Annotated in this window: 13 protein-coding genes and 10 tRNA genes; 7 read left to right on the forward strand and 16 right to left on the reverse strand. The window is 51.1% G+C overall.

Annotation, left to right across the window (positions count from 1 at the left end; all coding sequences use genetic code 11):
* Positions 1 to 96: 96 nt before the first annotated feature.
* The 11 genes from E6C74_RS20345 to orn form a co-directional block, all read right to left on the reverse strand.
* Positions 97 to 173: transfer RNA gene (locus E6C74_RS20345), tRNA-Met, on the reverse strand.
* 200 nt (positions 174 to 373) lie between these two features.
* A tRNA-Gly gene (locus E6C74_RS20350) sits at positions 374 to 449 on the reverse strand.
* Between the two features lie 122 nt (positions 450 to 571).
* Positions 572 to 648, reverse strand: a tRNA-Met gene (locus tag E6C74_RS20355).
* Between the two features lie 199 nt (positions 649 to 847).
* Positions 848 to 923, reverse strand: a tRNA-Gly gene (locus E6C74_RS20360).
* Positions 924 to 1,045: 122 nt separating this feature from the next.
* Positions 1,046 to 1,122, reverse strand: a tRNA-Met gene (locus E6C74_RS20365).
* Between the two features lie 199 nt (positions 1,123 to 1,321).
* Positions 1,322 to 1,397, reverse strand: a tRNA-Gly gene (locus E6C74_RS20370).
* Between the two features lie 122 nt (positions 1,398 to 1,519).
* A tRNA-Met gene (locus E6C74_RS20375) sits at positions 1,520 to 1,596 on the reverse strand.
* Positions 1,597 to 1,656: 60 nt separating this feature from the next.
* Positions 1,657 to 1,732: transfer RNA gene (locus E6C74_RS20380), tRNA-Gly, on the reverse strand.
* A gap of 50 nt (positions 1,733 to 1,782) precedes the next feature.
* Positions 1,783 to 1,858 (reverse strand) — tRNA-Gly (locus E6C74_RS20385).
* A gap of 51 nt (positions 1,859 to 1,909) precedes the next feature.
* A tRNA-Gly gene (locus E6C74_RS20390) sits at positions 1,910 to 1,985 on the reverse strand.
* Positions 1,986 to 2,198: 213 nt separating this feature from the next.
* On the reverse strand, positions 2,199 to 2,744 hold the full coding sequence (orn, locus tag E6C74_RS20395) for an oligoribonuclease (RefSeq protein ID WP_136487881.1): 546 nt from the start codon (positions 2,742 to 2,744) through the stop codon (positions 2,199 to 2,201).
* Between the two features lie 170 nt (positions 2,745 to 2,914).
* Between orn and rsgA the strand changes: the two genes are divergently transcribed.
* From rsgA to E6C74_RS20425, 6 genes are all read left to right on the forward strand, one after another.
* Positions 2,915 to 3,976 carry a small ribosomal subunit biogenesis GTPase RsgA gene (rsgA, locus tag E6C74_RS20400; protein ID WP_136487882.1) on the forward strand — a complete coding sequence of 354 codons (1,062 nt, stop codon included), beginning with the start codon at positions 2,915 to 2,917 and terminating at the stop codon, positions 3,974 to 3,976.
* Positions 3,977 to 4,123: 147 nt separating this feature from the next.
* The gene (asd, locus tag E6C74_RS20405) at positions 4,124 to 4,981 is read left to right on the forward strand and encodes an archaetidylserine decarboxylase (protein WP_136487883.1); all 858 of its coding nucleotides are present in this window, start codon (positions 4,124 to 4,126) and stop codon (positions 4,979 to 4,981) included.
* 165 nt (positions 4,982 to 5,146) lie between these two features.
* On the forward strand, positions 5,147 to 6,562 hold the full coding sequence (locus E6C74_RS20410) for an SLC13 family permease (RefSeq protein WP_136487884.1): 1,416 nt from the start codon (positions 5,147 to 5,149) through the stop codon (positions 6,560 to 6,562).
* 243 nt (positions 6,563 to 6,805) lie between these two features.
* Positions 6,806 to 7,690 (forward strand): DMT family transporter, encoded by an 885-nt coding sequence (locus tag E6C74_RS20415; protein WP_136487885.1) that lies wholly within the window; start codon positions 6,806 to 6,808, stop codon positions 7,688 to 7,690.
* 219 nt (positions 7,691 to 7,909) lie between these two features.
* Positions 7,910 to 9,442, forward strand: coding sequence for a 2,3-bisphosphoglycerate-independent phosphoglycerate mutase (gene gpmM / locus E6C74_RS20420; protein WP_136487886.1), 1,533 nt, complete (start codon positions 7,910 to 7,912; stop codon positions 9,440 to 9,442).
* A gap of 150 nt (positions 9,443 to 9,592) precedes the next feature.
* On the forward strand, positions 9,593 to 10,729 hold the full coding sequence (locus E6C74_RS20425) for a murein hydrolase activator EnvC (RefSeq protein WP_136487887.1): 1,137 nt from the start codon (positions 9,593 to 9,595) through the stop codon (positions 10,727 to 10,729).
* A gap of 104 nt (positions 10,730 to 10,833) precedes the next feature.
* Here the strand turns inward: E6C74_RS20425 and E6C74_RS20430 are convergent, their stop codons facing one another.
* The 4 genes from E6C74_RS20430 to nudC form a co-directional block, all read right to left on the reverse strand.
* Positions 10,834 to 11,790, reverse strand: coding sequence for a DHH family phosphoesterase (locus tag E6C74_RS20430; protein WP_136487888.1), 957 nt, complete (start codon positions 11,788 to 11,790; stop codon positions 10,834 to 10,836).
* 93 nt (positions 11,791 to 11,883) lie between these two features.
* Positions 11,884 to 12,519 (reverse strand): TetR/AcrR family transcriptional regulator, encoded by a 636-nt coding sequence (locus E6C74_RS20435; protein WP_136487889.1) that lies wholly within the window; start codon positions 12,517 to 12,519, stop codon positions 11,884 to 11,886.
* Positions 12,520 to 12,657: 138 nt separating this feature from the next.
* Positions 12,658 to 13,725, reverse strand: coding sequence for a uroporphyrinogen decarboxylase (gene hemE, locus E6C74_RS20440; protein WP_136487890.1), 1,068 nt, complete (start codon positions 13,723 to 13,725; stop codon positions 12,658 to 12,660).
* Between the two features lie 294 nt (positions 13,726 to 14,019).
* Complete coding sequence (gene nudC, locus E6C74_RS20445) at positions 14,020 to 14,805, reverse strand: NAD(+) diphosphatase (RefSeq protein WP_136487891.1); 786 nt, start codon at positions 14,803 to 14,805, stop codon at positions 14,020 to 14,022.
* Positions 14,806 to 14,980: 175 nt separating this feature from the next.
* Between nudC and rsd the strand changes: the two genes are divergently transcribed.
* Positions 14,981 to 15,475 (forward strand): sigma D regulator, encoded by a 495-nt coding sequence (rsd, locus tag E6C74_RS20450; protein ID WP_136487892.1) that lies wholly within the window; start codon positions 14,981 to 14,983, stop codon positions 15,473 to 15,475.
* A 124-nt stretch (positions 15,476 to 15,599) separates the two neighbouring features.
* On the opposite strand, the gene rpoC is transcribed toward rsd, so the two are convergent.
* Positions 15,600 to 19,802 carry a DNA-directed RNA polymerase subunit beta' gene (gene rpoC / locus E6C74_RS20455; protein WP_136487893.1) on the reverse strand — a complete coding sequence of 1,401 codons (4,203 nt, stop codon included), beginning with the start codon at positions 19,800 to 19,802 and terminating at the stop codon, positions 15,600 to 15,602.
* Between the last annotated feature and the right edge of the window lie 65 nt (positions 19,803 to 19,867).

A 19,867-nucleotide genomic window follows, 5' to 3' on the forward strand; every position in this document is an offset into this window, starting at 1 on the left:
TTGAATTTGGTTGCGGGGGCCGGATTTGAATCGGGCGGCGCATCCGTCGACGGCCTGAGGGTTATGATTATCACAACGAGCAGACTATCTTGAATTTGGTTGCGGGGGCCGGATTTGAACCGACGACCTTCGGGTTATGAGCCCGACGAGCTACCAAGCTGCTCCACCCCGCGTCCGTATTGTGTTCACCGTTGAGCACGATGAGGGCTTGTACTTTCGGTTAAGAAAGAATTTGGAGCGACACACGAGGTTCCCTTACTTTTAACAAAAAAGCGTGACCTCAACCTTGGTAAGGTTGCGCTCTATTGACTGAGCGAGTATCGCAAGGATTAATCGCATTAACGATTAATCTAGCTTTCTTTATCAAAAAAAATGGAGCGACACACGAGGTTCGAACTCGTGACCTCAACCTTGGCAAGGTTGCGCTCTACCAACTGAGCTAGTGTCGCATAACAATTCGTTATTAAACCAATTGTTTGAATTTGGTTGCGGGGCCGGGTTTGTACCGGGCGGCGCATCCTTCGACGGCCTGAGGGTTATGATTCTCATAACATTCAGACTATCTGAAATTTGGTTGCGGGGGCCGGATTTGAACCGACGACCTTCGGGTTATGAGCCCGACGAGCTACCAAGCTGCTCCACCCCGCGTCCGTATTGTGTCACCGTTAAGCACGATGAAGGCTTTTACTTTCTGTTAAGAAAGAATTTGGAGAGACACACGAGGTTCCCTTACCTTTAACAAAAAGGCGTGACCTCAACCTTAGCAAGGTTGCGCTCTATTTACTGAGCGAGTGTCGCAAGGATTAATCGCATTAACGATTAATCTGGCTTTCTTTATCAAAGAAAATGGAGCGACACACGAGGTTCGAACTCGTGACCTCAACCTTGGCAAGGTTGCGCTCTACCAACTGAGCTAGTGTCGCATAACAATTCGTTATTAAACCAATTGTTTGAATTTGGTTGCGGGGCCGGGTTTGTACCGGGCGGCGCATCCGTCGACGGCCTGAGGGTTATGATTCTCATAACGTTCAGACTATCTGAAATTTGGTTGCGGGGGCCGGATTTGAACCGACGACCTTCGGGTTATGAGCCCGACGAGCTACCAAGCTGCTCCACCCCGCGTCCGTATTGTGTCACCGTTAAGCACGATGAAGGCTTTTACTTTCTGTTAAGAAAGAATTTGGAGCGACACACGAGGTTCCCTTACCTTTAACAAAAAGGCGTGACCTCAACCTTAGCAAGGTTGCGCTCTATTTAATGAGCGAGTGTCGCAAGGATTAATCGTATTAACGATTAATCTAGCTTTCTTTATCAAAGAAAATGGAGCGACACACGAGGTTCGAACTCGTGACCTCAACCTTGGCAAGGTTGCGCTCTACCAACTGAGCTAGTGTCGCATAACAATTCGTTATTAAACCAATTGTCTGAATTTGGTTGCGGTGCCGGGTTTGTACCGGGCGGCGCATCCGTCGACGGCCTGAGGGTTATGATTCTCATAACGTTCAGACTATCTGAAATTTGGTTGCGGGGGCCGGATTTGAACCGACGACCTTCGGGTTATGAGCCCGACGAGCTACCAAGCTGCTCCACCCCGCGTCCGTATTGTGTCACCGTTAAGCACGATGAAGGCTTTTACTTTCTGTTAAGAAAGTAATTTGGAGCGACACACGAGGTTCGAACTCGTGACCTCAACCTTGGCAAGGTTGCGCTCTACCAACTGAGCTAGTGTCGCATGTCATCGTTAAGCACGATAAAGGCTGTACTTTCTGTTAAGAAAGATTTTGGAGCGACACACGAGGTTCGAACTCGTGACCTCAACCTTGGCAAGGTTGCGCTCTACCAACTGAGCTAGTGTCGCATTGTCATCGTTAAGCACGATACAGGCTGTACTTTCTGTTAAGAAAGATTTTGGAGCGACACACGAGGTTCGAACTCGTGACCTCAACCTTGGCAAGGTTGCGCTCTACCAACTGAGCTAGTGTCGCATCAACAACGATTTCCGTCGTTTAGGGCTGCGAATTATAAGAGCATTTTTTTGCGATGCAAGAGATTCTCGCTAAAAAAACAGAAGTTTTTTTTGTTTGCCGAAAAAACATGCAGAAAGCACCATATTTGAGAGGCTTACTGGCGACTATAGCAGCAGCAAGCGTCTCAAGCGGACATTGAACACAGCCCAAATACGTTATTCGCACCACAAATCAGATGGAGAATATGGTCGCACGATAATATTTGAGTTCAGCAATCGACTCACGAATATCATCCAGAGCAAGGTGGCTGCCCTGTTTAGAAAAACCATCCAGAATTTCCGGTTTCCAGCGCCGAGTCAGTTCTTTCAGGGTACTGACATCAAGATAGCGATAATGAAAATAGGCTTCCAGGCGTGGCATATGCTGGTAAAGGAAGCGACGATCCTGGCCGATGCTGTTACCACAGATGGGTGACTTACCCTCAGGAACCCACTGGCGCAAAAACGCGATAGTCTGTTCAACGGCTTCATCTTCGGTGATGGTACTATTGCGCACACGCTCCACCAGCCCGCTTGAGGTATGCGTATTGGTACACCAGTCATCCATTTTCTGCAATTCTGATTCTGGCTGATGAATTGCTAACACCGGACCTTCAGCCAGAATATTGAGCTGAGAGTCGGTCACAATAGTCGCAATTTCAATGATTTTATGAGATTCCGGCTCTAAGCCAGTCATCTCCAGATCGACCCAAATCAGGTTTTGATCGCTAAAAGACATAGACGGGTACCTATAGGTTTATCGATAAAGCAGGTACTATATACCCAAGTGTACATAATTCAAATTGTCAGCCGCGGCTGATAACGAAAATTTCAACCCGATGATTTGCGGCAATCTGCGGAGTTTTTCCGGGCTTCCCAAACCATCCAGCAACACGAAAGTAGAGCAGAGTGGCAAAGAAAAAAAAGCTGACTAAGGGTCAGGTACGACGCGTTCGGAATAACCAACACCGTAAACTGAAACAGGAAAAAACCATCGAATGGGATGAGTCGATGCTGCACAGCGCCAAAACGGGTCTGGTGATTACCCGTTTTGGTCAACATGCTGATGTGGAAGATCCGGAAAGCGGTGAAATTCACCGTTGTAACCTGCGCAGAGGGATTGAAACGCTGGTCTCAGGTGACAAAGTTATCTGGCGCCCGGGAGTGGAAAAGCTGGCCGGCATCTCCGGAGTGGTCGAAGCCGTTGAGCCACGCCAATCCGTACTGACCCGCCCGGATTATTACGATGGTTTAAAACCGGTGGCTGCCAACGTCGATCAGATGGTGATCGTCTCTTCTGTTCTGCCCGACTTATCGCTCAATATCATTGACCGTTATCTGATAGCGGCCGAAACCCTGGCGATTTCTCCATTGCTGGTCCTCAATAAAGTCGATCTGCTGGACGATGCTCAGCGTGAACACTATCAGACCTTGTTGGGTGAATATCAACGCATCGGTTACGAAGTGCTCTACGTCAGTAAAAAGAGTGGTGAAGGCATTGCGGCGCTGGAAGCTAAATTGGGTGAACACACCAATATTTTTGTCGGTCAGTCCGGTGTGGGTAAATCCAGTCTGGTGAATGCCCTGATGCCTGATTTGGAAGACTGGGTGGAAGAGGGTGAAATTTCCGAAACCTCAGGCCTTGGTCAACATACGACAACAGCCGCCCGTTTGTACCACATCCCTTCCGGTGGCGACCTTATCGACTCGCCGGGGGTGCGTGAATTCGGCCTGTGGCACTTGAGCGCAGAAGAAGTGACCAAAGCGTTTGTCGAGTTCCGCCCGTTTCTGGGTGGCTGTAAATTCCGTGACTGTAAGCATGGTGACGATCCGGGCTGCATGCTGCGTGAAGCGGTCGACAAAGGCGACATCAGTGCCGCGCGTTTTGAAAACTACCATCGCATTATCGAAAGCATGGGTGAAAATAAAGCCAACCGTCAGTATTCACGCAGTAAAAAAGCCGACTTGTAAGCGCTTAAGTCGCGATTTTGCGCAAAAACGTCGATACAGATAAAAAAGCAGAGATGTAATGACGTATGCTGGGATAACTGCTGACATGCGTCATTATTTTCAGTAACATTCTGCGCCCAAAAGTTAAACACATTGGAATTGTAAACAATGGATAAGATTAAAGTCAGACTGCAATACTGGATTCCCCAACATGGCCTGACCCGCCTGATGGGTAAACTGGCTTCAGCCAAGGCTGGCGGTCTGACCACAGCCGTCATTCGCTGGTTTATCAAACAGTACAACGTCAATATGGACGAAGCACTGCATTCAGATCCAAAGCACTTTAAAACCTTCAACGAGTTTTTCGTGCGTGAACTGAAAGCTGGCGCGCGCCCAATTGCCGCTGGTGACGAGGTAATTACCCACCCGGCCGATGCCTGTGTGAGCCAATTCGGCCCTATTACCGATGGCAAACTTATTCAGGCCAAAGGTCACGACTTCTCAGCCCAGGAACTGCTGGGCGGCGATGCCAAACTGGCAGAAGAATTCCGTGACGGTGACTTTGCCACACTGTATCTGTCGCCAAGCGATTATCACCGTGTTCATATGCCGTGTGATGGCACACTGCGTCAGATGATTTACGTACCTGGTGACCTGTTTTCGGTTAACCCGCTGACCGCTGAAAATGTGCCAAACCTGTTTGCACGTAACGAGCGTGTCGTGTGTATCTTTGATACTGAATTTGGCCCGATGGCCCAGGTGCTGGTTGGCGCAACGATCGTCGGCAGTATCGAGCTTATCTGGGCGGGTACCGTCACCCCGCCGCGCGGCAACACCGTATACCGCTGGGACTATCCGGCGGACGGTGATAAAGCGGTCGTACTGAAAAAAGGTCAGGAGATGGGCCGTTTCAAACTGGGCTCAACTGTGATTAACCTGTTTGCTAAAGATGCGATTCGTTTTGATGTGACCATGCAGAACAATACGCCGACTATGTTAGGTGCTGCGTACGCACATAAAGCCTAAGCGCTCAACGTCGCCTTCGCTTTCTGCGGAGGTGACGTTTGACTCTCCGCACACTTCCTGATCTGCATGACGCTGAATATGTAAAACTTTGCCACTCCTCTAAGACCTGTCACGGTTAAAACCTTACTCTGTCTGTAGTTATTTCGATTGGATAAGGAAGACGCGATGCAGACACTCAACACCAGCCTTATATTGCGGCTGATGATTTGTTTCGGATTGCCGGCATTGGTGCTGATATTACCGATCGATGCCATTCCTATCGCCGACCTGACTCTGGTGCAACACCGCTTACTGGCGATTTTTCTGCTCGCGGCTTTGCTGTGGGTACTCGAACCGGTACCGGTATTCGCCACCTCAATTCTGATCATCGCCCTCGAGCTGGTCATGATTTCCAACAAAGGTCTGCACGCTTTCCGGGCACCGGTTGAAGGTCACGAGCTGGGGCAAATGCTGGCCTACACTGATATTTTTTCCGCCTTTTCCTCACCGATCATCATCTTGTTTATGGGTGGCTTTGCCCTGGCCATTGCCGCATCAAAATATGAACTGGACAACAACCTAGCGCGGGTCCTGCTCAAACCGTTTGGCAGTCAGCCTAAATTCATTATGCTCGGGCTGATGCTGATCACGTCCGTGTTCTCGATGTTCATGTCCAATACCGCAACCACAGTGATGATGCTGGCTCTGCTGGGCCCCATCGTTGCCTCAGCGCCAAAAGGCGACCTGGGGATTAAAGCCTTGGTACTGTGTATTCCAATCGCCGCCAATACCGGCGGCATCGCCACGCCAATAGGGACACCACCGAATGCCATCGCCTTGCAGTATCTGACCGGCGATAACAGCATCAGCTTCTTGTCCTGGATGATGATGGGGCTGCCGTTTGTGCTGATCCAGCTCACTCTGGCCTGGTTTTTACTACAAAAACTGTTTCCGTCTTCCCAGGCCAGTATGAGCCTCAAACTGGATGGTCGTTTCCAGCGCAGCTGGCAGGCGATGGTGGTGTATGTCACCTTTGCGCTTACCATAGTGCTGTGGATGACTACGGCGCTGCACGGCATGAACACTTACGTGGTCGCCATCCTTCCGCTGGCAGTGTTTACTCTGACCGGAATTATGGGCAAAGAAGAGCTGAAACAGATCAACTGGGATGTGTTGTGGCTGGTTGCCGGCGGGATTGCGATTGGTATCGGTCTGGAACAGACCGGACTTGCCCACGCACTGGCGCATGCGATTCATTATGAAACCCTGTCACCAATGGCCGTCGTCATCGCCTTATCTCTGGTGTGCTGGCTGATGGCCAACTTCATGTCCAATACCGCCACCGCTAACCTGTTAATGCCAATCGCAGCGGCCATTGGTACCAGTATGCCGAGCCTGGCCGAAGCCGGAGGCCTGCAGGGGCTGTTAGTCGTGGTGGCATTCTCCGCTTCGCTCGGGATGATATTACCGGTCTCAACACCGCCGAACTCGCTGGCCTACTCGACCGGCCTGATTGAAAGCAAAGATATGGCTAAGACCGGCCTGGCACTGGGCATTATCGGTCTGCTGGTTGTCTACCTCGCTGTGGCTATCCTGATCTGAACAGATAGTACTGCTATGAACAGGATAACCCTGCATAGGGCCAGCGCCACGGCGTGTGGTCCCCGTCTTTTATACTGCACTTAACCGTCCATCGCACTGTACGACTGGCGGTCAGTGCCCCATAAGCCACTGTTTTAACCATTGCGCTGCCAATCCACCCTGCGGTCAATTCACTTTGTTTTCCATGTGGTTAATGGCATATTGAGTGCTCTTTTCTTTCCCCTTTCTGATAAGGACAACCATATGGGATTTGAGTGGCTGGCGCTGGCTGCGGCGTTTTTGTGGGCCGTGGCCAGCCTGTTATCAGTAGCGCCAGCCCGACATCTGGGTACATTTGCCTACAGTCGCTGGCGCATGGGCTGTACCTCGGTCATTCTGGCCAGTATCGCCCTGCTGACCGGTGGCTGGTCCAGTGTTGCTATGGCTGACGTAACACCGATGATGTTGTCCGGTCTGATTGGTATTTTTATCGGCGATACCGCACTGTTTGCCTGCCTGAACCGGATGGGCCCCCGCCAGTCCGGCTTGCTGTTCTCCTGCCATGCGGTGTTTTCCGCCATCATGGGCTATTTCATGTTTCAGGAGAGTATGAGCAACCTGGAATTACTCGGCTCGGCGTTAGTTTTCAGTGGCGTACTGACTGCGATCTTTTTTGGCCGGCGCGGACAAAACCACAGTCTGGAAACGTTGAATGGCAGCGTCTGGGCCGGGGTCGCTCTTGGCCTGACGGCCGCACTGTGCCAGGCGCTGGGCGGTATTATTGCCAAGCCGGTGATGCAAACCAGCATCGACCCTGTCGCAGCATCGGCCATCCGGATGATGACCGCCTTCTGTGCCCACTGTGTGCTGCGCGCAACCGGCGCTAAGGTCAGCCGGGCACTGCACCCAATCACCGGTCGTATTTTTGTGATTACCGCGGTGAACGGTTTTCTCGCCATGGCGGTTGGCATGACCCTGATTCTGTATGCGCTGCGCGAGGGGAATGTCGGTATGGTTGCCCTGCTCTCTTCCACCACACCTATCATGCTTTTGCCTATACTTTGGGTCTATACCCGGCAACGTCCGAACCGCTTTGCCTGGCTGGGAGCCGCCGTGGCGGTGATAGGTACCAGTATCCTGGTGTACTGAGATATGTGACGACTGATATCTCAGACAACGAACACCTCAGACAACTGGGGCAAACAGCCCTAAAGCCACTGAGGTTAAGGGGCTGCTGAATTTGATCAATAGGCAACGTTTTATTGCATTGATAGGGAAATTCATTGATCTTACCCTACTGCAAACACAGCAAAGTGTAGTAAAATTACGCTAATTTCTAGTTACTATGAATTTGACGAGGTCATTACTATGTCAGCTAAGAAGCCTATGGCTCTGGTGATCCTGGATGGATGGGGTTACCGTGAAGACAACTCAAGCAACGCGATCAACAATGCAAACACGCCTGTTCTTGATGGTCTGATGGCAAACAATCCGAATACCCTAATTTCTGCTTCAGGCATGGACGTTGGCCTGCCAGACGGTCAAATGGGTAACTCTGAGGTGGGCCACACGAACATCGGTGCAGGCCGCATCGTGTATCAGGATCTGACTCGCATCACCAAATCGATTGCCGACGGTGAATTCCAGCAGAATGAAGTACTGGTCGCTGCAATCGACAAAGCGGTTGCCGCAGGTAAAGCCGTTCATCTGATGGGTCTGATGTCTCCGGGTGGCGTTCACTCACACGAAGATCACATCTATGCCGCCGTTGAAATGGCAGCAGCACGTGGCGCAGAGAAAATCTACCTGCACTGCTTCCTGGACGGCCGTGATACGCCACCACGCAGCGCAGAAGCGTCACTAAAACGCTTTGATGAGCTGTTCGCTAAACTGGGCAAAGGCCGCATCGCATCAGTCGTTGGTCGTTACTACGCGATGGACCGTGATAACAACTGGGATCGCGTTGAAAAAGCTTACGATGTTCTGACGGCAGCACAAGGCGAATTCACCTTTGATTCTGCGCTGCAAGCGCTGCAAGCGGCTTACGCACGTGAAGAAAACGACGAATTTGTTAAAGCGTCTGAAATCCGTGCGGAAGGTCAGGAATCTGCAGCCATGCAAGACGGCGATGCAGTGATCTTTATGAACTACCGTGCTGACCGTGCACGTCAGATCACCCGCACTTTCGTGACTGACTTTGCAGGTTTTGAGCGTAAAGTCTTCCCGGCGATCGACTTCGTGATGCTGACTCAATACGCAGCAGACATTCCGCTGCTATGTGCATTCCCACCAGCATCACTGGAAAACACTTACGGTGAATGGCTGGCGAAAAGCGGCAAAACCCAGCTGCGTATCTCAGAAACTGAGAAATACGCACACGTGACTTTCTTCTTCAACGGCGGCGTAGAAAACGAGTTTGACGGTGAAGAGCGTCAGCTGGTTGCGTCACCAAAAGTGGCAACCTACGATCTACAGCCTGAAATGAGCTCCAAAGAGCTGACGGACAAACTGGTTGCGGCGATCAAGTCTGGTCAATACGACGCGATCATCTGTAACTACCCGAACGGCGACATGGTCGGCCATACCGGCGTATACGATGCCGCAGTTAAAGCATGTGAAGCGGTTGATGAATGTATCGGCCGTGTCGTGGAAGCGATCAAAGAAGCAGACGGTCAACTGCTGATCACTGCCGACCACGGTAACGCTGAGATGATGATCAACCCGGAAACCGGCGGCGTGCACACTGCGCACACCAACCTGCCAGTACCACTGATCTATGTGGGTAACAAAGACATTACCCTGAAACAGGGAGGTAAACTGTCTGATCTGGCGCCAACCATGCTGGCACTGACTGATCAGGAAATCCCAGCTGAAATGTCTGGCGCAGTTCTGTTCTCGTAAGCCAGGCTTACCGGTTATCAAACCCCGATTTATCGGGGTTTTTTTTCGCCTTTTTGTGCCCGCCACCGAACAATGACAAACTTTTTACCTGCCATACGCACCATTAGGTATACTGGCAGCTTCAAGGCCCATTACGATTATTGTAAAAACATGACGTTATTCACTTGCAAAATGGCTTCCCGCGCCCGATTCGGTCTGTGGCTGCTGGTCATCGGTGCCGGCAGTCTGCCGCTTACGACGCAGGCCGCATCGCAGCAGGAGCTGAAAGGGGTAAAGAACGAGATTTCCCGCCAGCAACAATCACTGTCGGCGCGGCAGAAAGAGCTCGATCAGCTGCAAAAGTCATTGAAACAGCAGGAACTGGATATTTCCACGCTGGAGAATCAGATCAAGTCCAGTAAAAACCAGCTTGCGCAAGCCAATGCCAACATTGCCCGGCTGCAGGAAAAAATTGCCCGGCTGGAAACCCAGCGTAAGCAGCAGGCCGACCAGCTGGCCGAACTGATTGAAACCTACTATATCACTCAGCGTGCCAGTTCAGCGGGTGATATCTTTAACAACAGCGCGCAGCAAGATCGCATCAGCCAGTATTATCAGCACCTGGCCAAAGCGCGCAGTGAAACGATTGAAGCATTGCAGCAGACTCGCAAGGCACTGGATGACAGTGACCACCAACTGAAACTGGAACGGGATCAAATAGAATCACTGCTGGAAGAGCAGACACATAAACGTGACCAGCTGGCCAGCACCCAGACTAACCGCCGTAAAACCCTGGGCAAAATTCAACAAAGTATCTCCGGTGATAAAGTCTACCTGGCTGAGCTACAGCGTAATGAAACCCGTCTGAAAGCCGAAATCGCCAAAGCCGCCAAACGCAATGCCGTACCTATGAATGGTATCAGCCAGCAGCGCGGCAAGCTGCCGTGGCCGCTGAAAGGACAAGTACTGCATAATTTTGGTGAGCGCCAGACCGGACAAATTGACTGGAAAGGCATGGTGATCGATGCCAATTATGGTCAGGCGGTCAAAGCGGTTTATCCGGGCACTGTGGTGTTTGCCGAATACCTGCGCGGTTACGGCCTGGTGGTCCTGCTGGATCACGGCAAAGGCGATATGACCTTGTATGGATTCAACCAGTCACTGATGAAAAAAGAGGGCGACAAAGTCACGGCCGGCGAAACTCTGGCTCTGGCGGGAGATACCGGTGGGCAAAGCCGTCCAGCACTCTATTTTGAGATCCGCCGCAACAGTAAAGCCGAGAACCCACGTAACTGGCTGAGTCGTTAACGTCTGTCCTATTATCCGCTCTAGTTCAAAGGCCACTTCATGAGTGGCCTTTGTTGTTTCATCGCGCTGTGATAGTGCTCAGCTATAACTTAACGATCCATAGCTTAACCATAATAAGCTTCAACGGCTTCAATCAGACGGGTCAGGTCCTGCTTGGGCAGCAGGTTAATCCCGGCCGCAGCTTCACGCCCGCCACCGGTCTCAAACTGTGCACACAATGTCCCGGCCCCCTGCTTGTTGCTGAGCGGCGCGCGCAGCGAGACCGTGAAATGCTGCTCATCGGCTTCGGTCAGCACCAGATGGGCCTGATCCGGCTGCTGATTGGCCAGCAGATTACCGTACACCCCGCTGACACGATGGGAGGCCGACTCATCCGGCAGTTCAAACACACGCAGCAGCGGACTTTGATGCACCGCCTCCAGCGCCAGAGCATGGGCAATATCGCGCTCATAAGCGGCTTTAAGAACATGATAGGCCGAGTCCGGATCGGCAATCACCTCAAACGGTGAGGTGTAGCCACTCAGGGCACGCAACAAATCGGCCGGATGGTAGTGCAGATCGGCGGTGGTTTTACCATATCCGTTGTAGTTAATCAGGGTGCCGAGCTCTTTAAGCTGCTCAGCCTGAGAGGTCCTCAAACCGGCTTTAGCCGCCAGCCCGTCAGCCACCTTAAGCAGGTTATCGCCGTAAGCCGCGGTAATCGCCCAGTCATGGTACTGGCCCTGCAGCAGCTCATCGACTATCAAAGCCGTGCACATGTTCGCATCCAGATTGATATGCGCTTGCAGATTATCATGCTGAGGGATATCACCGGCCTGATGGTGATCGGCGTAAAACACGCGTGCACCGGCAGCGAGTGCCTGTTGTAACGCGGCGCTGTTTTTTGCCATCGAGACATCAAGCACCGTCAGACTGTCACCGGTCTGAAAAGGCACTTTAGCGAGCAGTTGAATATCGCGTTTGACCCCAGTCACCAACTGGCTGTCGAGCGGCGTCGCGAGGCGCAACTGAAGCAGAGCGATGATACCGTCGGCATCACCATTGAACACGTCATAATGCATAATGAAGGCTACTTTTAATTCCTTGTATTAACATGGGAAATTATCAGTATCCGCGCCACCAGCCTAAGAATGAAAGGTTATATATCATCCCTTTTAGGCATGCATTGCCCGTACGCCATCGGCCAGTAATTGCAACTGCTCCACTCCCTGCTCGGTCGCGTTCGGTTTCATCACCGAAATAATCTGCAGCATGCCCTGATGGATAATCTGCTCGGTGATGTCGGTTTTAGGTGACATGGCCGCCTGATAGGCCAGCCAGCTGCAGGCAATCAGATGCAGAGTCGTGACCAGCTGTTTCATCTCTTCCTTATTGAGGTCGAGTAACTGCATGTCAACAAAGGCCTGCATGATGTTCACCAGGTTAGCCTGCAACTTTTCCTGCACGCGGATGTAATCCTGATGCAACTCTTCGTCACGCTGCAGAATCTCTGGCAAATTGGCGTAGAAAAAACGGTATTTCCACATCAGGGTAAAAATCGAATCAAGATAATGCTTAAGCAGAGTCAGGGTTTCGTACTGCCCCTGCAAAGGTTTAAAGCGCTCTAATAGCTCGCTCGAGTAGAGGGCAAAAATCTCACGCACGATTTCCTGCTTATTGCGAAAATGGTAGTAGAGATTGCCCGGGCTTATCTCTATGTGCGCAGCAATATGATTAGTGGTCATCGGGCGTTCGCCATGCTCATTGAACAGCTCCAGTGCGGCATGGACAATTCTGTCTCTTGTTTTCATCTGGCGGTCACACTCCTTCCTGATTAAGTGAAGTATATACCCAAGTTGTAGTCAGCGGCATGATCACACACGCTCAGAACCGGAACAGAGTAAAAAAAAGCGCCCTGATTCGAGCGCTTATATTTACAAACTGCAAAGTTACTTATGGTACGGCTTGGATAACTCATGCACCGCATCAACAAATACGCCGGCGTTTTCCGGCGGCACATCAAGGTGAATGCCATGACCAAGGTTGAAGACGTGGCCGGTGCCACCTTCCCCAAAGCCTTGCAGAATTGACGCGACCTCTTCGCGAATCCGCTCCGGCTGAGCGTACAGCATCGACGGATCCATGTTGCCCTGCAGCGCCACTTTATCACCAATGCGCGCTTTGGCGTCCGCAATATTGATGGTCCAGTCGAGACCCACCGCATCACAACCGGTGGCAGCAATCTGCTCCAGCCACATACCACCGTTTTTAGTGAACAGCGTCACCGGCACGCGGCGGCCGTCGTTTTCACGGATCAGACCATCGACAATCTTGTGCATGTACTGCAGTGAGAACAGGTTGTAATCACGCGGTGTCAGTACGCCGCCCCAGGTATCAAATACCATGACCGACTGCGCACCGGCTTTGATTTGCGCATTCAGGTACTCGATCACGCTATCCGCCAGTTTATCCAGCAACAGGTGCAGGGTGGCTGGCTCGGCATACATCATTTTCTTAATCTTGGTGAAAGCTTTTGAGCTGCCGCCTTCAACCATATAAGTCGCCAGAGTCCACGGGCTGCCGGAGAAGCCGATCAGCGGAACTTCCCCCTGCAGGTCTTTACGGATCTGACGCACCGCATTCATCACGTACTGCAGCTCGCCCTCCGGATCCGGCAGACCAATTTTATCGACATCAGCTTTACAGGTAATCGGGCGATCAAACACCGGACCTTCTCCGGCCGCAAAACGCAGGCCAAGGCCCATTGCATCCGGAATAGTCAGAATATCTGAAAACAGAATGGCGGCATCGAGCGGGAAACGACGCAATGGCTGCAGAGTCACTTCTGAAGCCAGCTCGGCATTACGGCACAGCGCCATAAAGTCGCCCGCTTGCGCACGTGTTGCGCGGTATTCTGGCAGATAGCGTCCAGCCTGGCGCATCATCCATACCGGAGTGCAATCAACTGGCTGCTTGAGCAGTGCGCGCAGATAGCGGTCGTTTTTTAATTCTGTCATTCCGTATTCCACTTCTATTTAGGCTTATGGTTTGATGGTTACATCATCGCAATGGGGCGTATTCTAACATTGATTGCCACTACGTAACGAGGAGCTTTGCAACCTGGATCATGTTATTAAGTATTAAATCATTGCTTAATTTGCGTACGATGTCATTCAATGTTACAAATTTGTTCGCTAGCGAAAACTACAACTATAACTGGGTATTTGATACTCAGCATCTCATAACGACATCTTACTTACCCCCTCCCGAAACGGAGGGTTTTTTTTAGCGGTCCGTTCACAGCACCCGCTTTAAGCATCCGGGTAATCACGCTTGATTTCACTCAGGGTGTGCTCAATCAGCTCACGGGCGATCGTGCCCTTCGGCGCAACCGGCGGCATTGTCCGGGGAGTAAACCATTTAGCATCACACAGCTCGGTGTAGTCCGGTTTGACCTCTCCGGCTTTATAGTCGGCCACAAAGCCCATCATCATACTGGATGGGAAAGCCCATGGCTGGCTGCCGAAATAACGGATATTGTGCACATCAATTCCGGTTTCTTCTTTGATTTCCCGCGCCACGCACTGCTCCAGTGTCTCACCCACTTCGAGAAAGCCGGCAATCACTGTGTACATGCCTGAGCGGTGACGGGCATGCTGAGCCAGCAGGATGTGCTGCTGACGCCGCACCGCAACAATAATACACGGGAAAATACGCGGATAGTGCAACGTACGACAGTCATGACACTGCATTGCCATATCACGATGATTGAGATAATTACGCCCGCCGCACTGCGGACAAAAGCGCATGCTCTGGCTCATATGGCCATACTGAATCGCTTTGCTGGCCAGCAGGAAAATTGCCTCCGGCAGTTGCAGCATGTCACGCAGTGATACCAACTCAAGATCCCGGTCCAGATCCGCGGCATTGAGCCAATAAACCGGTAAACCCTGATAGCGATCGATCTCGATCGCCGACTCCGTCGGCAGATCCCACTGATCTGCGGTTCCGAAAGGCAGGGTCCCATCTACAGTCCAGATCTCACTTCCTGAAACAACGCACCAATAAGCGTTTTTCGCGTCACTGTTTTTTAACATGCTCACTCCTGTTTGCTTGCAGTCTGTACATTTTACTGGCAATCTAACTTCATACCAGAGTTTGTACGGATTTGATTTCAAATCTATTCAATCTCTTAGGGACGATAAGTTGTACTGTACCGCAATAACAAATAGGCAAAGGATAGATCATTATTAATGATCCGATCATGAGGACATGGTCATGCTAAAAAAATTCAAAACAACGCAAGAACAGTGGGGCGGCTCAAGTGACGTCATCGATCACTGGCTCAATAAGAGGCAGCAACTGATCGTTGAATACTGCAAACTGGCAGCGCTGCAACCCTGTGCAACAAAAGCTGCTGTCACTGAACTCCCCTCTCCCGACGAACTGAAGTTTTTCTGCGAAGAGCTCGTCGATTACATTTCTGAAGGCCATTTCAAAATCTACGACATGGTGATGAACAAGTGGCAGGCCACTGGCTTTCACGCCACCGACGAAATCAATCAGACTTATGCTGAAATCGTCGAAACCACCGATCCACTGCTCAACTTCAATGATCGCTACGCTGACGTCAGTGAAGATGATGATATGGAAACCCTGGATGATGATTTGTCTGAAGTGGGAGAACTTTTAGAATCACGCTTTGAAACCGAAGACCAATTGATCCAATTGATTGCCGACAGTCTGTCGATCCCGCCCGGTGCATAACTAGCCAGCGTATCATGCCACCAGCGTAGCAGCGGTCAGCAGAAGCGGATAGCTGACATCGATTTCGCAATCGCAAGCAATAAAAAAGGCACCCGAAGGTGCCTTTTTTCATACTGAGATACGATTACTCGTCAGCAGAGAAGCCTGCGTTCAGCAGCGCTGCCAGATTGTCAGTCGCTTGTTCCGCTGAAGGACCTTCTTTTTGTGCATCACGTTGAGACTGACGCTCTTGGTGATACGCAAAACCAGTACCCGCAGGGATCAGACGACCCACGATCACGTTCTCTTTCAGACCGCGCAGATCATCACGCTTACCAGATACCGCAGCTTCAGTCAGTACGCGCGTCGTTTCCTGGAACGATGCGGCTGAGATGAACGATTCTGTTGCCAGAGACGCTTTGGTAATACCCAGCAGTTCGCGTTCGATACGTGCAGGTTCTTTACCTTCCGCTTCAAGATTACGGTTAGCAATCTTAACTTGTGCGTATTCTACTTGCTCACCAGGCAGGAACTCAGAGTCACCTGCGTGAGTAATAGTACACTTACGTAGCATCTGACGAACGATAGTCTCAATGTGCTTATCGTTAATCTTAACGCCTTGCAGACGGTATACTTCCTGAACTTCGTTGGCAATGTAAGTTGTTACTGCGTGGATACCACGTAGGCGCAGAATGTCATGTGGAGACTCTGGACCATCCGCGATAACGTCACCACGTTCAACACGCTCACCTTCGAACACGTTCAGCTGACGATGCTTAGGAATCATCTCTTCGTAAGTCTCACCGCTGTCGCGAGTGATGATCAGACGACGCTTACCTTTGGTCTCTTTACCGTACGATACCGTACCTGTATGTTCAGCCAGGATCGCAGGCTCTTTCGGCTTACGGGCTTCAAACAGGTCAGCTACGCGAGGCAGACCACCGGTGATGTCTCGGTTACCGCCAGATTTCTGCGGGATACGAGCCAGCGTGTCACCCACGCTTACTTCTGCACCATCGTCAATGTTAACGATCGCTTTACCCGGCAGGAAGTACTGCGCTGGCATATCGGTACCTGGGATCATAACGTCATTGCCGTTAGTATCAACCAGTTTGATAGCCGGACGCATATCTTTACCTGCTGACGGACGAGCGGCTGGATCAGTAACTTCGCTTGAAGACAGACCCGTCAGATCATCAGTCTGACGAGAAACAGTTACACCATCGATCATGTCAACGAACTGGATACGACCTGCCACTTCAGTGATGATTGGCAGTGTGTGCGCTTCCCAGTTAGCAACGGTTTCGCCGGTATCTACCGCATCGCCGTCTGCTTTGCTCAGCAGCGAGCCGTATGGCAGTTTGTGTTTCTCTTTGGTACGGCCAAATTCGTCAATGATAGTCAGCTCAGATGCACGAGAAGTGATCACCAGTTTGCTGTCTTTGTTGATAACGAATTTCGCGTTATGCAGTTTAACCGAACCTTTGTTCTTCGCCTGGATGCTGTTCTCAGCTGCTGCTGTCGATGCCGCACCACCGATGTGGAACGTACGCATCGTCAGCTGTGTACCAGGTTCACCGATTGACTGAGCCGCGATAACACCAACCGCTTCGCCTTGGTTAACCAGGTGACCACGCGCCAGGTCACGACCGTAACATAGTGAACAACAACCGAAGTCTGAATCACAAGTTACTACTGAACGTACTTTAATGTTGTCCACGGAATTCTCTTCCATGATTTGACACCATTTTTCGTCGATCAGCGTGTTACGCGGGATCAGTACTTCTTCAGTACCTGGTTTCAGAATGTCTTCTGCAACCACACGACCCAGAGCCAGCTCAGTCAGGGCAACTTTAACGTCACCACCTTCGATGTGAGGCATCATTTCAACGCCTTCAACGGTGCCACAGTCGTGTTCAGTAACCACAACGTCTTGTGCAACGTCTACCAGACGACGAGTCAGGTAACCCGAGTTCGCTGTTTTCAGTGCCGTATCCGCCAGACCCTTACGAGCACCGTGCGTTGAGATAAAGTACTGAAGTACGTTCAGACCTTCTTTAAAGTTCGCAGTGATTGGCGTTTCGATGATCGAGCCATCCGGACGAGCCATCAGACCACGCATACCAGCCAACTGACGAATCTGCGCTGCAGAACCACGAGCACCTGAGTCGGCCATCATGTAGATGCTGTTGAACGACTCTTGTTTCTCTTCTTCGCCATCACGGTTCAGAACCAGTTCAGAAGACAGGTTTTCCATCATCGCTTTCGCAACGCGATCGTTGGTCGATGCCCAGATATCGATCACTTTGTTGTAGCGTTCGCCGGCTGTTACCAGACCAGACTGGAACTGTTCCTGAATCTCACGTACTTCTTCTTCTGCTTCTGCGATCTCAGTGTATTTCGAAGGTGGTACAACCATATCGTCGATACCTACAGAAACACCTGACAGTGCCGCGTATGCGAAACCGGTGTACATGATTTGGTCAGCGAAGATTACCGTGTCTTTCAGACCCAGTTTACGGTACGCCTCGTTCAGCAGGCTAGAAATCTGCTTCTTGCCCAGCTTTTGGTTAACGATGCTGAATGGCAGACCTTTCGGTACGATTTGCCACAACATTGCACGACCAACCGTGGTATCCACCATCTTGGTTTCTGTCGTGCTGTTACCGTCTTCGTCAACCACTGTTTCAGTAATACGTACTTTTACGCGTGCGTGCAGTGCAGCAGTCTTAGTGCGGTATGCCTTCTCAGCCTCTTTCGGGCCAGCCAGGTACATGCCTTCACCCAGTGCGTTCACTTTTTCACGGGTCATGTAGTACAGACCCAATACAACGTCCTGAGAAGGTACGATGATCGGATCACCTGATGCTGGCGACAGAATGTTGTTGGTCGACATCATCAGAGTACGAGCTTCCAGCTGAGCTTCCAGAGTCAGAGGTACGTGTACCGCCATCTGGTCACCATCGAAGTCCGCGTTATAGGCCGCACACACCAGTGGGTGCAGCTGAATCGCTTTACCTTCGATCAGCACAGGTTCGAACGCCTGGATACCCAGACGGTGCAGTGTTGGTGCACGGTTCAGCAGTACCGGGTGTTCACGGATAACTTCATCCAGGATATCCCATACTACTGCTTCTTCACGCTCTACCATCTTCTTAGCTGCTTTGATAGTCGTCGCCAGGCCACGAGTTTCCAGCTTGCTGTAGATGAATGGTTTAAACAGCTCGAGTGCCATCTTCTTAGGAAGACCACACTGGTGCAGACGCAGGTAAGGACCTACTGTGATTACAGAACGGCCTGAGTAGTCTACACGTTTACCTAGCAGGTTCTGACGGAAACGACCCTGTTTACCCTTGATCATATCAGCAAGAGATTTCAGAGGACGTTTGTTCGAACCTGTGATCGCACGACCGCGACGACCGTTATCCAGCAGCGCATCAACAGACTCTTGCAGCATACGTTTTTCGTTACGTACGATGATGTCCGGAGCAGCAAGCTCTAGCAGACGCTTCAAACGGTTGTTACGGTTGATCACACGACGGTATAGATCGTTCAGATCTGAAGTCGCAAAGCGACCACCATCCAGCGGTACCAGCGGACGCAGATCCGGCGGAAGTACCGGAAGCACAGTCAGGATCATCCACTCAGGTTTGTTACCTGATGAGACGAACGCTTCAACCAGCTTCAGACGCTTGGTAACTTTCTTGCGTTTAGTTTCAGAGTTAGTGGTATCCAGCTCTTCGCGCATCTGCTCAGCTTCCGCTTGCAGATCCATAGAGGTCAGCAGATCTTTGATCGCTTCCGCACCCATTTTCGCAGAGAACTCGTCGCCCCACTCTTCCAGGCGATCCAGGTACTCTTCTTCTGTCAGCATCTGACCACGTTCCAGGTCAGTCATACCTGGTTCTGTCACTACGTACATTTCAAAGTACAGTACGCGCTCGATATCACGTAGTGGCATGTCCATCAGCAAACCGATGCGAGACGGCAGTGATTTCAGGAACCAGATGTGAGCTACTGGTGACGCCAGTTCAATGTGGCCCATACGGTCACGACGAACTTTAGTCTGAGTAACTTCAACGCCACACTTCTCACAGATAACTCCGCGGTGTTTCAGGCGCTTATATTTACCACAAAGACATTCGTAGTCTTTTACCGGACCAAAGATACGCGCACAGAACAGACCATCGCGCTCAGGTTTGAACGTACGATAGTTGATGGTCTCAGGTTTCTTTACTTCACCAAAAGACCATGAACGAATCATGTCCGGTGAAGACAGACCGATTTTGATTGCATCAAATTCTTCGGTCTTATGCTGTGCTTTCAGAAAGTTTAATAAGTCTTTCACAATCAGCTCCTGTAAGGAGTTAAAAGGAGCTCGCCGCGTGAACTGCGAGCACCTTCCTACCAGAA

The sequence above is a fragment of the Vibrio sp. H11 genome, from assembly GCF_004804295.1.
Lineage (GTDB): Bacteria > Pseudomonadota > Gammaproteobacteria > Enterobacterales > Vibrionaceae > Vibrio > Vibrio ostreae.